Origin of the sequence: Gemmata sp. SH-PL17, from assembly GCF_001610855.1 — a bacterium.
Classification (GTDB): domain Bacteria; phylum Planctomycetota; class Planctomycetia; order Gemmatales; family Gemmataceae; genus Gemmata; species Gemmata massiliana.
The window spans coordinates 2,823,399-2,836,488 of the sequence record NZ_CP011271.1; the positions used below are offsets into that span (position 1 = coordinate 2,823,399).

Genomic DNA, 13,090 nt, shown 5'->3' on the forward strand with positions numbered 1-13,090 from the left:
AAGATGTCGACAGAGAAAAACTCTAGCCCCAGTCAAGAGAGGCATCAATTCCCTTCTTCAATAACAAATCGCAACTCCAATAGAAGGCTAGCAACTTGCCCTGCTTCATCCGCCCACTTCAAGAGGTTGTTCATCTTTGAATCTAAGTTCAGTGCCTCTGGAGGACGCTGCCCGATAGGAACGTTAAGAAGGAATATCAATTGATCGAATTGAAGTGGCCTCAATTTCTTGATTAGCTTAATAATTTCCCTGCGAATTTCATCGAATGTTTGCGTAAATGGATCTGGTCTGATTGGAGGTGTTGGCGGGTTACCTGACGAAGTAAAAGGCGCCGTATCCTTTACACCATCTGGATTTAACTCAGCGCGGTGCGCCTCAAATTTCTCATCACGCTTGCCTGTAACTGTCTCTGCTTTTGAATATCGCTTCCGCTGCTCTTCAGTTAGAACACTAAATGTGTAAGTGTCGCATAATACTTCACCCGGCTTAGCCTTTGTCTCCAGTCTCACAGCGCGAGAGATGGCAATACCGCCAATCTCGAAGCCTCCGCTTTCTTTCGCCTCCATTACCAGATCGCCCGTGGCAATGCCGATTCTAAACACGCGCTTACTTGTGCCTACTGGCTTATTAGCGTTGTGAGCACGGGTAGCTCGCGTCACCGCCTCGGCGAAATCATGCGCCTGCGACGCATGATCAAACACAAGAATTGCCCCGTCTCCGGTCGTCTGCATTACCGCCGTCTTGCGTTCGAGGCCAATGACTGATAGCCCACTGTCGATAAGATTTTGGATCTGTTTGTTCAGTTGCGGGCTTGTTTCGACTCCTAGATTGTGCTCCAACTCCGCGGCGATTGTGCTGTAGCCGACAAGATCGAGTTCAAGAACCGTTTTGGTTGCCACTGACATGTGCGCCTTTTCAAGGAAGTTGGATGAAGGAGTTATCGTCCGAACTATTTGAGCATTAGGCCAGTTTTTCGACGCCATTTCCGCATCTTCGAGTTCCTCTTTACGCCGCCAATATCCGTGTTTCTCGATCAGGTGCCGGGCCGATTGAAGGTCGTCTTTGGGGCCGCGCGGGGGCGCGTCGGGATTCTCTGCCCACGGGTACGGAGTCACATGTGCGAACAGCCGCGCTCTATACAGGTAAATGTCCGCCTGCAGTAACGGCATTGGGCCACTTGCGGCTATTTCCCATGCCTCATCTAGATCGCTTTGAGCCCTTTCGGGGCTATTAAATGCTCGCGACCACGCGCGCGTGAGTAATCCAAGAGCGAGTTTGCTCGACCGACCGCGCCGAAGACGTTCGACAGAACGAAACATCGCATCATTTAGCTCAGGAGTTGCACTTTCTAGAATCGATCGATAGAGCATGGCCCTTTCTAGTGTGAGGTGATCCAATCCAACGTCCTGTATCCATCTGCCGGTTTCATTCTCAGTTCCTGGTGTGGCACGCTCCGTGACTTGTCGGCAAGATTCGATTGGAATAACATCGGACGGGGCATCACGAAGGTGCAGCACTTGCTGCCATGCCTCGCGCTCAGCGTGAGCAAGTAGAGACTCACAATACTGAAAGCCCCCAAGTCCGGAGAGAAACGGATATGAGTCTTCAAAACTCGGGTATTGGGATGTGAGCAGTAGTTTTCGAACTTGAATTGCGGAATGTAATTCTTCGGATTGACGAAACAATAGCTGAGCTTCATCCGAGTGGCCAGCTTGATGCAGGGCAGTAGCAAGTGCCGTCCGACTTGTCCGCTTTATAAACGGCACCTCTCGCCTTTCTGCATGGTTGACACTTTCTCTCGCAGTTGCCACTGCACCCGAGATATCACCTAAAGCTAATTTTACCGAACTCAAGTTGATTGCAATGTTGGCTGCTTTGTCCCAATTCTCTTGCTTAACGCGCCATTTCAACGCTGCTTGATAGAGATTTGTCGCTTCGGCCGGTCGGCCTAAAGCATCCATCCCTTTCAACACAGGCGTGTGATCCGTAATAGCCTACGGGGGTAGATGTTGCGTGGGCATGATGAGGAGCACGGATGTTGCTGGATGCGGTCCTTGAGCGATTCATCGCCCACAGCCCGATGGCGGTTGCGATCCGGGGTGCGTTTGAGTACGCGCTCGATCCCGGGCACCTGGATGACCTGTTCGTGCGCATCGCCGGGGATCGGGACGACCGCGAGCTCCTGTTCTCCACATGCGTCGATCTGATGGCCACGGTCGTGTGCCGGGTGAAGCCCTCGGCCCACGCCGCGTACCAAGCGGACGACCACCTGCCGGTGTCCGTTTCGGCCGTGTACGCCCGCCTGGCCCGGGTTCCGACCGCCGCCGGACGGGAACGGGTGCAACACACGGCCGAGCGGTTGGGGCCGGTCATCCGGGCGATGGGCGGAGCGGAAGTGGAACCGCTTCCCGGGTATCGAGTAAAGGTGCTCGATGGGAATCACCTGAGCAAGACCCAGCGGCGCCTCAAGCCGTTGCGGGACGTGATCGCCGGGCCGTTGCCGGGGCAGGCCCTGGTGGTCCTTGACCCGGCTCTCGGGTTGGCCATCGACGTGATCCCGTGTGAGGACGCCCACGCCCAGGAGCGGTCCCTGCTCGACCCGATCCTGGCGACGGTGGATGAGAACGACGTGTGGGTCGCGGATCGGAACTTTTGCACCACCGGGTTCCTGTTCGGGATCGCCCGACGGAACGGCTCGTTCGTGATCCGGCGGCACGCCGCGACCCTGAGTTGGGACCGGGAATCGGACTGGGTCGAGGTGGGTCGGACCGACACCGGAGCGCTCGCCGAGCAGACGATTTGGCTGACCGAGCCGAGCGGGGCCGAGTTGGCGGTGCGCCGGGTGCGGCTCACGTTGGACCACCCGACCCGTGATGGGGACGAGGTCATCGAGGTGCTGACGAACCTGCCGGCCCGGGCGGCGACCGGGGCACGAGTGGTCGAGCTGTACCGGGGGCGTTGGTCGGTCGAGGGGCTGTTCCTGCGGTTGACAACGGTGCTCCGGTGCGAGGTGAACGCGCTCGGTTATCCGCCGGCCGCATTGTTCGGGTTCTGCGTGGCGTTGGCCGCGGGGAACGTGTACGCGGGTGTGAAAGGAGCGTTGCGGGCGGCCCACGGCGCGGGGCGCGCGGACGGGGTCTCGGATTACCACTTGGCGTTGGAGGTATCGGGCGCGTGCCCGGGGTTGTGGATCGCGGTCCCGGCCGAAGCGTGGGTCGAGATCGGCGTATGGTCGGTCGGCCGGATGGCCGAATGGCTGGTGGGGTTGGCTCGAGGTGCGAACCTGGGGCGATATCGGAAAGCCACGCGGGGACCGAAGAAACCGCGCCCACCCCGCACCCGGTTCCCCGACGCCAAACACGTCGCCACATCACGACTACTCAACGATGAACAGACGTGATGCATTGAAAGGGATGGCCTAAAGCATCCAAGAGAAACGCCGCTTCGTGACAAAGCCAAGATTTGATTTCTTCAGATAGTGTGGATGTAACCTGATCCCACTGTTTCTCGAAGAAGTGGGCCACTGCCCTCAAGTCGGTCCCAAAGGCACCCAATTTATTTCTGCTGTAACCTTCTCGGCCACGCAATATTCGATCGCGATAGAGTTGGGCGCTGAACTCCGGCAACCCCGCTCGGCATCCGTGCGCGATTGCTTGGTAGAGCGGTTGAAGTGCTTCTAACGTCGGCTCGGCACCCTCATTCGTAGTCTCCAACAGATACCTGAAGAGCCGACTGTGAGCAGCCCGCCATGCTTCGAGACACTGGGTGAGCATTCGGCGTGCGAAATACTCTCGCACTAGTGGGTGGGCGTCAATCGAAACTAGGCCCCCGCCGTGTCGCGGTTCACGATAAGTAACTTTGCTGATTTCAGGCGCTCAAGAACCTTATTTCGCTGTGGCACACTCGATCCGACGAGCGGTTCAGTCAAACCAACGATTAGTTCGCCACTCCATAGCGTGTCGAGGCCACCCGCGACTGCGGGGCGGTCAAATAATCCCATGAGCCGCAGCACGGCGGCAGCACGGCAACCTTCTTCCCCCGCGTTCTCGAACCATTTGACGTAAGCATCCATCACACGAAAGGCGTGCCCGCCTTGTTCTTCTGCATCTGCCTCTTCCAATTTGATGAGATCTCGCTTGAGGAGGCTACCGCCGTGCGCCTCGCGTAAATAGGATCCCAATAAATTGAGCGTGAGTGCGTGGCCCCTCACGTCGTCAACCAACGCTTCTCGATTCGCTCGTGGGCCTGTTACGCCGAGCTTTGACAACAAATCCACACCAGCGTCTGTTGACAGCCGCGTCACATCGCGCTGCTGGGTCATGACGGGCAAGAAGTGATTCAGGTCCGCGACGGGGTAACGTGTGGTAACGACGCAAAGCCCCCGGTTGTGGGTTGCTAACCCTTTGAGCAATGCCGACATCCCCCAATCGTTTAGCGCCCCCGGCTGGCGCGCGGTTAGCGCGTCCTGATGGGGTTCCAGTCCGTCGAGAATTAATAGACACTGTTTCTGGCCGAGAAGAGACGCCAGTTGTCTCCCTTTTTCAGTCGCATCGGCTTCGCTGTTTGCGGTAACTGAGTCACCGAAAAAAGTGAGCGTTTTTTTCTAGGCCGGCAAACGTGACTGGATGAGCTTGTTTTCGAGGGCTTTCAGGTACCCGTCGGGGGCGCGCCGGAATCGCCTCCGCTCGACCCGCCGCTCCCGCCGGGTCTCCAATTCGGCCCGCAACTGCTTCCACGCGGCCCGATCCGCACCGGCTAGGTCGGCCGCCGTCACCTCGCGTGACCGGGTCGCCAGCCCGGCGATCAACTTGGCCGCGCCCCGCAGCACCAGCGACGGGCTGGCGCCCTTGCGCCCGGTGGCCCGGCGCTCGTGATACCGGTGGCTCCCGAACGCCCGCTCCAGGTCGTTGTTGGTCCGTGGCACCCCGGGCGTGTCGTAACACGCGAACAGCCCGGGCCAGTAGCTCCGGCTCACCTTCACGAACTGATCCACGGCCCCGCTCAGGTCGCCGACCGCCCCCCGGTGCCGCGCCATCGCGCCCAGCAGCCCGCTCAACTGGCTCCGAACGACGGCCCCCTTGAGTTCGACTTGGCCCAGGATGTGGGCCGCCCGGTGCGCCCACCCGAACGCCAGGTACAACGGCGCGAACGCCCCACCCGCCGCGCTCAGGGCGCCCCGGAGGATCCTCTCCAGGCGCGTCAGCTCGGGCGGCGCGCCCCCTTGGCCTTGACCCGCCCCAGGCTCCCGGCGACCGCGCTCAGTCGGGCGTGCAACTTGAGCCCCGACGCGTCCAGCGGGGGCCGCCCATCGTCGGTGATGGCGCTCCGTACCGCCGAGCAGTACCCGCGCACCGCGCCGGCCTCGGGATCGGTTCGCCCCTCGACCTGGCGCTCGATCTGGCGCACCCCGCGGACCTTCTTCTTGAGTGCCACCTTGGCGTGCCGATCGGCCTCATAAATGGGCTTCGCGGCCTCCCGCAGGTCGTGGAACTGGCACAGCTGGTAGGGCACACCGGGGAGCGCCCGCGCCACGGCTTTGCGAATCGAGTGCTGGCCGTCGGAGATGACCCCGGCGACCGGCACCCCGCACGCCCCCTTCACCGCTGACAGCAGGGCCGCCAGATCTTGGTTCCGGGCCGACAGCAGGCTCTTAGCCAGCAGGATCTGGCCGCTGAGCACGTCCCGGATCACCCACAGCACCTCGCGCCCGACGTCCGGTTGGAGCCCGTCGAGGGCCAGGATCACCTTGCCCTGGGCGGCCAGCACCTTCTGGACCCGGTGATCGTCGGTCAGGGACGTGGCGAGCAACTCGTCGTACCGGTCCAGCAGGTTGGTCACGGTGCGCTCGGACACCGACACGTTCCGGGCGACCAAGTGGGTCCGGATCTCGGGCACGGACCGGTGCTCGGCGTACCGCGGGCGCCCGATCAGGGCGATCACGTCGAGCCCGAACTCGTGCCGGGGCAGCGCGAACGAGCCCTCGGCCTCGGGCCGGTACGGCTTCTTGTAACCGGCGCACGCCGCGGTCCGGCACCGGCGAACGGTCAGATTCAAACGGGTCACACCGGTCAGGGTGTGGACCGTGCGGCGGGCCGCATAATCGGCCCACATGGGCCGCCCGCAGTACGGGCACGCGGCCCGCTCGGGCGTCAGGTCGCGGGTGATCGTTGGCTCCGCGGTCTTCGCCTTCTTCATCGGTCGTCCTCGGAGGCCGACCTAAAGGTTAAACCAGCCGCCACTTCCGATCCAGACACGTTTGCCTGCCTGGCCTTTTTCGGCGCGGATGTGGTTCGCTTCGACTTCAACGCGGCCGGCGACTTGTTCTGCATCTGGGCATTCGAGGGGTACCGCGGACGGGCATTCAGTCGAGTCGGGATCGGCTGCCCGCTTCAGGAGGTACTATCGCAGTTCCCGCTGTTCTTCGATAACGGCGACGAGATGTACTACCCGGATTGGGAGTCGGCTCCCAACGCCCCAACGGGCATCGCGTTCGTTGCGCACGAGGACGAGCAGCCCGGCAGGATGCCGGTGCTTGGCATCTGCATCCACGACTGGAGTGTCATGCGTCGTGCTCGCTAGCATGCGAAGGGCGCTGTGAACTGGCGGAGATACCCCACAGAGCCATGCGAACGGTGGTATCCCGGGCCAAAAGGATGCTCTGCCTCATTGGGGGATCTGAATCGGAGGTGTCCACCAACGATCCCCGAACGCAACTATGCTGCTGAGCCGGTTTCATCCCTCCACCGCCCGAGTGCCGTGATGCCGCGTCCGCCCAAGCCCCCAGTGAACCCGTCCCCGTGCCCACAGTGTTTCAGCGAACGCATCTGGTGGCCCGAGCCCAACTCCACATTCGGGTACGTGCCCGCGTGCGTGAAGTGCAATGCCGAGAGCCTTGATGACGTACCCGAAGATGGGTTCCCTTACGATGCCGCAACCGTTCTGGAAATGAAAAGCCTGTAGCGAACGAGGCGGTTGAATCGGCTTGAACAATAGCGTACCCGGAAGCGAAACACCGGGTATCACTGAACGGGCAGGTGCCCCTCATCCCAAACTTGGCGCACATCCTCGTCGGACACTTCGGGCAACCCGCTGGCCCGGATCTCGGCCGCGACCTGTTCGGGAGTTACGTTCCCACCGAGCCGTGCCCGGATCTCCAGAACGAGTCGCGGGAGTCCGGGATTCTGTTCGTTCGGGTTCGTTTCGACGGCGAACGCGCGCGGATCTTCGGTAGACATGGGCTTCCTCCGACGGCCCTTGAAACGAAAAAGCGGGGTGACGCGCGGCGGGCCGTCGCCCATTCAACCCACTGCAGTCACCCCGCCGTGAACAGAACCATGCAAGCCATGTGCCGTGCGGTTTCGCGTCATTGGCCCGGAATGTGCAGCTACTCCATCGGTTCCGTGAGGCACTCTTACCGCAGGGGAGGCGACCATGTTCCGTTGGGCCATTCTGTTCTTCATCGTGGCGCTAATCTCGGCGTTCTTTGGGTTCGGTGGGATCGCGGGCGACGCCGCGTGGATCGGGCAGGTGCTGCTGTTCCTGTTCCTGATTCTAGCCGTAGTATCGATGCTGATGGGGCGCCGCGGACCGAGCATCGAATAGGTGAGACGCGACCGGATCGGCGAAGCAAGATCGCGGGGAGACCGCGACCCAAGCCTTCTCCGCGTGTAAAGTGGACGTGAACCGGCCGCGGTCAACGAGGTGAATGGGCGACACCTCGTTGACCGCGGCCGGTTCTTTTTTCGAGCGGCAATCAGTTGCGCAACGAGCGGCACAAATCACTTCTGTTCCGGCGCGCTCAAATACAGAACCTGCACGCGGCGCGTCTCTTTCTTGAACGTCAGACCGGTCTGTGCTGTGACCACCGGCAGTATCTTCTCGGGGTCGCGGTCGACCGCCTCTTGTTCCTTCGTCGGGTTCCGGATGGTGTGATGGTGCCACGATACCCGCGGCACGGTCGGGAGCGGGGTGTCCCACACCATCCGCGTTCCCAGGCGATCCCCGATGGACCGCACCAGCGTCACCAGTGTCCCGATTCTCAGGGACGTATCGACCGTCTTCCAGTTTGGCGTCTTGTCGTTGTCGGTTCCGAAGTGATCGTATTCCTTGTTCAACCCCTCTTCCGTGGCGTAGAAATCCAGCTCCTTCTTCGGGCGCCACGCGGGTGGGTTCGGCTTGAACGTCCCGCCGACCACGAACACCTCTTGCTCTTCTTCCTTCACCGTCAATCGCACGTCCAGTTTGCACTCCTCGCGGAAGATCCGCTCCAGTTGCGGAACCAATTTGTCCAACGGGGCGTCCTTACGGGTGACGAAATCGCCATTGACGGTCAAGTTCCCGCGAATCCCCGCGCCATCGATCACCTCCTCCCGCGTCGAGAGCAGCGGGTGCCCCTTCGACTTCGGGTCGATCACGATCTCCGGGTGCTCCAGCCCGGTGACGTATGTGACGGCGTCCCACACGTTCATTATCCGCTCGCCGCTTTGATACTTCGGTATCTTTGCTAGGCCGATCGAGGACCGAATCACCCGTCTCGTCAGCTTGCCCTCATCAAAGTTCAGGAACAACGTCAAGAACGGCAACTGCCCGTCCAATCGCTCCCGCACCTGAGCCTCGACCTCGGGCGTTTGCTTGTTCCCATACAGCTCCCGGTACATGTATTCCTTGCGGGCGTCGATGTACGGCGGGGCCACCCGCTTCGCGTACTCGCCGTCCTTCAGTGCGTAGGTCTTGCGGAACGCCACCACCCACTCCGGTTCCGGCGGCACCGGCGCGGGCCGGTGTGCGACAACGTGGTTGAGTGGCTGCGGAGCCGGGAAATCGCCTCCGCCGGCCGCGAGTAGGAGGCCGCCGGCCGAGCACAGCGCTCCGGCCGCGACCACCACAATGCGCGTCGTGTTCGTGTGCATCGCGTTCGCTACCTCGTTCGCGAGTTGGTGGATCGCCGCGCCCGCTCCGTCGGTTACCCGGCTCACCGTTGTGGCCGCCAGTGTCACCGGCACGGGCACCAACAGGGCGCCGAATACGAGCGGGGCGCGGTGCCGGGCCAACCGGTCCGCGAGCCGCTTCCGGGCCGTGTCGAGTCGGCTGGCCAGTGTGCCCTCGGGAATCCCCAGTTCGGCCGCGACTTCGGCCCGGGACCGTTCCTGGATCAGGCACCGCACCACCGGCTCGCGATACCGCTCGGGGAGCGCGGCCACCTCACGGTCCAACCACACCGGGGGTTCGTCCGGGAGCGGATCGGAGGTTCGCTCGGAACGAGCTTCGGCCGCGCGCCGTTCGTGCTTGCGGAGCCGAGCGAAGGACGTGCGTGCCTTGTCCGCGACCCGAACGGCCACACCGTGCAACCATCCCCCGAGAGCCGACCCGGGCGGGAGTGCCCCGGCCCGGGTCATCAGGACCAGAAACACGGCTTGGAACGCATCGTCCGCGTCGGCACCGTTGCCAAGTCGCCGTCGGCACACGCCATACACGGTTGGCCCGTGCCGGTGGACCAGTGCCGCGAACGCGACCTCGTCCCGGTCGCGGACGAACCGCGCGAGCAGTTCCCCGTCGGGTTGGGGCGGGACAAGTTGGGCAGCTAATCGAGTGAGCGGTGCGTGCATGTCGAACGGGAGTGCCCGGTGGGGTACCCGGGAGTCGGGAATTTGCCGAAAAATTTCGAGCGGTTCCGCGCGGCCGTTTTTCTGCGAGTTCTTCGCTGTGGGAGCCGGTCGATCGTCGCCACCATCATACCGTTCTTCGTTATTGCTCCCGGGCTATCGGTACCACTCCGAAGCAAAAACGGAAGCCGCCGCGGATGCACATTCTAACCGGAATCGAGTGATTCGCAACTTGGTACCGGGCGCCGGATCGATCATGCTGGGAGCGGTTCCAGGGGGCAACCGATGACCGAAGCGGAATGGCTCGCGTGCGAGGATGCGCAGCAAATGCTCGATTTCATTCGAGTGAAAGCAAGTGAACGTGAGCTACGGCTTTGGGCGTGCGCAAGCGCGTTGCAAAGGCACGGTAGGTTCGGGATAGCTGAAGCCGTTGCGATCGCGGAGGAGTGGGCCGACGATGTTCGCCCGGTCGTTCCGAACCACCCGAGTCTGGCGTGGGTTTGTAACGAATCTGCGTGGAGGGCTGCTTACGAAGGCACGGCCGGAGACCTCAAGAGGCTGCTGCGAGGAAGTACGCTCGAAGTGGCCGATAACCGCCGGGCACTGCGTTATCAACTGCTTACCCTCCACGACATCTTCGGGAACCCGTTCCGCCCCATCACATTCCTCCCCGAGTGGCACAGCTCCACCGCAGTCGCGCTCGCGTCGCAGATGTACGAGTCGCGTGACTTTGGCGCGATGCCGATCCTGGCGGATGCGCTTCAAGACGCAGGTTGTGACAGTGCCGACGTGTTCGACCACTGTCGCGGTCCCGGGCCGCACGTGCGCGGGTGCTGGGTCGTGGACCTCGTTCTCGGGAAAGAGTAAGGGATAGCTAAGGCGAGTAAGGCGAACCAACTTTGACAAATGGTGTCGTTTAGAGGAGATTTCAACTATTCGAGCCCCAAATGCTGAGGCGCCATGATTTTCGACACGGCGGAAGCAATTCCTCAACGCGCTGGCAGTCGTTGAAATTCAAAGATTCCACACAAGAAATTTAGCGCACCAAACTATGAAAACGACTACCGCTCTTTGTTGCTCTTGCTCCGTCCGCCATCAGCCTTAGGACTACCGGACAAAACTACGAAGTCGCCTATCCTGATCGGCACCCATTCTGCTCAGGATTCGGTCCATGCAACTGAAGGATCTGGCCCGCGAACTACCGGAAGGCATCTGGGCGGTCTTTGAGCCGGTCCTGCCGACCAAGGTTTGGTCCGGCAACGGTCGCCCGCCGTGCGGCAATCGGGAATGCCTTCACGCGCTGTTGTACGTCCTGGCCTCGGGCATTAGTTGGGAGTTGCTCCCGTGGTGCTTCCCGTCGTACAAGACGGTCCAACGCCGACTCAAGGACTGGCTCCGCGAGGATGCGTTTCTTCGGGCGTGGCAACAACTGGCCGAGCGGTACCAGCGGTTGCACGGGATCAACTGGGACCAGATCCTCCTCGACGGGTCCAAGAAGCCGTCGGAAAAGGGGGCGAAGCTTCGGGGCCGAGTCCGGTTGATCGCGGCAAGTCGGGCACGGCGATCCACATAGCGAGCGACGCGCGAGCCATGCCCCTGGCGGTCGTAGTCACCAAAGCCGGGGCCAACGACGGCTGCCAGACCCACAAGGTGCTGGCGGCCCTGGTCGTTCGTGCGCCGGCCCCGGAGGTGCCGACCGACACGACCGACGAGCGGGGCCGACCAACCGCCCGAGCGGACGGTGCATACGGGAACGAACCGTCGCGGGGCCGAGCCGGTTCCCAGGGGTTCCGGTTGTACGCTCCCGGCCGTGGTCAGAAGCGCCCCGGAGTCGGCAAGGTGCGCAACGCCGTCGAGCGGTGTCACAACTTCTTCGCCCAGTTCGGCCGGGTCCGCAGGCGGCGCGACCGCAACGCGCGCAACTACCTCGGCTGGTGCCAGATGGCGGCTTGCGTGATCCTCTTACGATCGGGTTTTGTCCGGTAGTCCTTAGTTGAACACATCGGCTGAACGCCTGCGACCACGCAACGGAGATTAAATAAACATGAAAAACGTATGTGAGTTTCTGCGCACGCTTATTATGCGATCCGACTACCTTCTGCGCAGTCTCAACCCAGAAGAAAGCTCGAATACCCTCGATCGGGCATACACAGGGTGGGTTGAAAGCGCGATCCAATCACTCGCTTATGCTGAATTGACTAGTTATCAACAGAAAATCAAAGAGATTGATGGCGAACCTGTAAACATAGAGTACAGAATCTCAAGGATAACTGGACTACTCGAAAGCGCGGCGGAATGTTTGGAGCAGGGATTCGTTGGTAAGTTGAAACACATCCTTCACGCAGAGATGTTCGGATCGCTTGCTACAGAAGCACGGGGATTACTCAAAGTGGGTCACAGGATACCGGCCGCCGTTCTCGGTCGAATCGCCATCGAAAACTGGCTCCGAGACGAAGCTGAGAGTCACAGCATCCCAAATTACGACACTGAGAAAGCCTCTCGGCTAAATGACTCGCTGAAGTCTGCCGGGAAACTGACGCAGCCGAAATGGAGGTTGGTCCAAAGTCTTCTCGATGTTGGTAATGCGGCCGCTCACGGAAAAGAGCAGGAATTCAATGACGATGACGTAAAACGTTTGCTCGATTTCGTTGAGGCAAATTGTCTTGGTTGAAGATAAAGACAGGCCAGGGATCAGTTCCCGGCCTGCTCCGTTCCTGTGGTGTCTACTTCCCGACCTGGGGCGCGGAACGCTCACAGCACCGCCGGGCGCCCCGCTCCTGGGGCGCTTGCGGAACCACGGCACACGGGGTTGTTCCAGACCGCAGGCGCCCCAGGAGTGGGGCGCCGCGAAAGCAGTGCTGGAACAGCGGTCCTCGAAACGAGTGTGATGGAGTGTGCTCGGCTGACGCAACATCAGCCCGTCGCAGAGTGACGAGCGAAGGTTTGGATAGTGTGAAAGACGTTCCAGCCTCAAACACTAAATACCGGAACTTCTTCGTTCGCGGCAAAATAGTATACGAAATGCCACAATCCAAACTTGCGGTGTTTGCGATCCGCCGGGAGAATAAACCTGTTGGTGGCAGAAATTGAACCCGTCCCAAACACCGCGGGGATTGTCCCATGCGAATGATCCTGTTCACCGTTCAACCTCAATTCACCTCAACACAAGAAGCAGTAAAAGCGGTATTGACGAGCGTCCCGCAGTGGTTCGACGGGCTGCGCCGCGATCAGTTTACCCGGTTCCAGTATCATCCCTTCACGAAATCGGGGTCGGGAATGCTCGTCGGCTTCCGCGGCAACGGTACGTGGTGCGAAGTTCACATCGACAACAACCGGTTGACGTACTTCACGGAACAGGGGGCGGCAGCGTAAAGGCGCGAAACGCGGAGCCGTGCCAATGAGGTTGCTAGGACTCTTTGTGCCTTCGCCTGACGATTGAATCGTGCTACTCGTCGGCGAACCTCTGAGCATGGCGGGAGTCTCTTTTG

Annotated in this window: 14 protein-coding genes; 9 read left to right on the plus strand and 5 right to left on the minus strand. The window is 61.1% G+C overall.

The annotated features are described in order from the left end of the window. Positions 1 to 44: 44 nt before the first annotated feature. Positions 45 to 1,973, minus strand: coding sequence for a hypothetical protein (locus VT84_RS38410; RefSeq protein ID WP_157469443.1), 1,929 nt, complete (start codon positions 1,971 to 1,973; stop codon positions 45 to 47). A 62-nt stretch (positions 1,974 to 2,035) separates the two neighbouring features. Here VT84_RS38410 and VT84_RS11730 point away from each other — a divergent pair, with 62 nt between their 5' ends. After that, positions 2,036 to 3,400, plus strand: coding sequence for a transposase (locus VT84_RS11730; RefSeq protein ID WP_082839639.1), 1,365 nt, complete (start codon positions 2,036 to 2,038; stop codon positions 3,398 to 3,400). 420 nt (positions 3,401 to 3,820) lie between these two features. Here the strand turns inward: VT84_RS11730 and VT84_RS11735 are convergent, their stop codons facing one another. Both VT84_RS11735 and VT84_RS11740 read right to left on the minus strand, forming a co-directional pair. Further along, positions 3,821 to 4,420 (minus strand): hypothetical protein, encoded by a 600-nt coding sequence (locus VT84_RS11735; protein WP_082839640.1) that lies wholly within the window; start codon positions 4,418 to 4,420, stop codon positions 3,821 to 3,823. Positions 4,421 to 4,603: 183 nt separating this feature from the next. Beyond that, a protein-coding gene (locus VT84_RS11740) for an ISNCY family transposase (RefSeq protein ID WP_204249811.1) occupies positions 4,604 to 6,111 on the minus strand; the annotation gives its coding sequence in 2 pieces (ribosomal slippage) (positions 4,604 to 5,226 and positions 5,226 to 6,111; 1,509 coding nt in all). A gap of 174 nt (positions 6,112 to 6,285) precedes the next feature. On the opposite strand from VT84_RS11740, the gene VT84_RS11745 reads away from it, so the two are divergent. Next, positions 6,286 to 6,579, plus strand: a complete 294-nt coding sequence (locus VT84_RS11745) for a hypothetical protein (RefSeq protein ID WP_082839641.1) — start codon at positions 6,286 to 6,288, stop codon at positions 6,577 to 6,579. A 180-nt stretch (positions 6,580 to 6,759) separates the two neighbouring features. Then, complete coding sequence (locus tag VT84_RS11750) at positions 6,760 to 6,960, plus strand: hypothetical protein (RefSeq protein ID WP_082839642.1); 201 nt, start codon at positions 6,760 to 6,762, stop codon at positions 6,958 to 6,960. A 59-nt stretch (positions 6,961 to 7,019) separates the two neighbouring features. On the opposite strand, the gene VT84_RS11755 is transcribed toward VT84_RS11750, so the two are convergent. Then, the gene (locus VT84_RS11755; protein ID WP_082839643.1) at positions 7,020 to 7,235 is read right to left on the minus strand and encodes a hypothetical protein; all 216 of its coding nucleotides are present in this window, start codon (positions 7,233 to 7,235) and stop codon (positions 7,020 to 7,022) included. A 196-nt stretch (positions 7,236 to 7,431) separates the two neighbouring features. Here VT84_RS11755 and VT84_RS11760 point away from each other — a divergent pair, with 196 nt between their 5' ends. Beyond that, positions 7,432 to 7,602 (plus strand): DUF1328 domain-containing protein, encoded by a 171-nt coding sequence (locus VT84_RS11760; RefSeq protein WP_082839644.1) that lies wholly within the window; start codon positions 7,432 to 7,434, stop codon positions 7,600 to 7,602. A 176-nt stretch (positions 7,603 to 7,778) separates the two neighbouring features. On the opposite strand, the gene VT84_RS11765 is transcribed toward VT84_RS11760, so the two are convergent. Further along, positions 7,779 to 9,605 (minus strand): RNA polymerase sigma factor, encoded by a 1,827-nt coding sequence (locus tag VT84_RS11765; RefSeq protein WP_082839645.1) that lies wholly within the window; start codon positions 9,603 to 9,605, stop codon positions 7,779 to 7,781. A gap of 282 nt (positions 9,606 to 9,887) precedes the next feature. On the opposite strand from VT84_RS11765, the gene VT84_RS40755 reads away from it, so the two are divergent. From VT84_RS40755 to VT84_RS11790, 5 genes are all read left to right on the plus strand, one after another. Beyond that, on the plus strand, positions 9,888 to 10,469 hold the full coding sequence (locus tag VT84_RS40755; protein WP_239465795.1) for a hypothetical protein: 582 nt from the start codon (positions 9,888 to 9,890) through the stop codon (positions 10,467 to 10,469). A gap of 304 nt (positions 10,470 to 10,773) precedes the next feature. Beyond that, complete coding sequence (locus tag VT84_RS11775) at positions 10,774 to 11,175, plus strand: transposase (protein ID WP_082838127.1); 402 nt, start codon at positions 10,774 to 10,776, stop codon at positions 11,173 to 11,175. A gap of 17 nt (positions 11,176 to 11,192) precedes the next feature. Continuing rightward, positions 11,193 to 11,588, plus strand: a complete 396-nt coding sequence (locus VT84_RS11780; protein WP_082838126.1) for a hypothetical protein — start codon at positions 11,193 to 11,195, stop codon at positions 11,586 to 11,588. Between the two features lie 58 nt (positions 11,589 to 11,646). Next, positions 11,647 to 12,273, plus strand: a complete 627-nt coding sequence (locus VT84_RS11785) for a DUF4145 domain-containing protein (RefSeq protein WP_082839646.1) — start codon at positions 11,647 to 11,649, stop codon at positions 12,271 to 12,273. 449 nt (positions 12,274 to 12,722) lie between these two features. After that, positions 12,723 to 12,974 carry a hypothetical protein gene (locus VT84_RS11790; RefSeq protein ID WP_082839647.1) on the plus strand — a complete coding sequence of 84 codons (252 nt, stop codon included), beginning with the start codon at positions 12,723 to 12,725 and terminating at the stop codon, positions 12,972 to 12,974. The last annotated feature ends 116 nt before the right edge of the window (positions 12,975 to 13,090 follow it).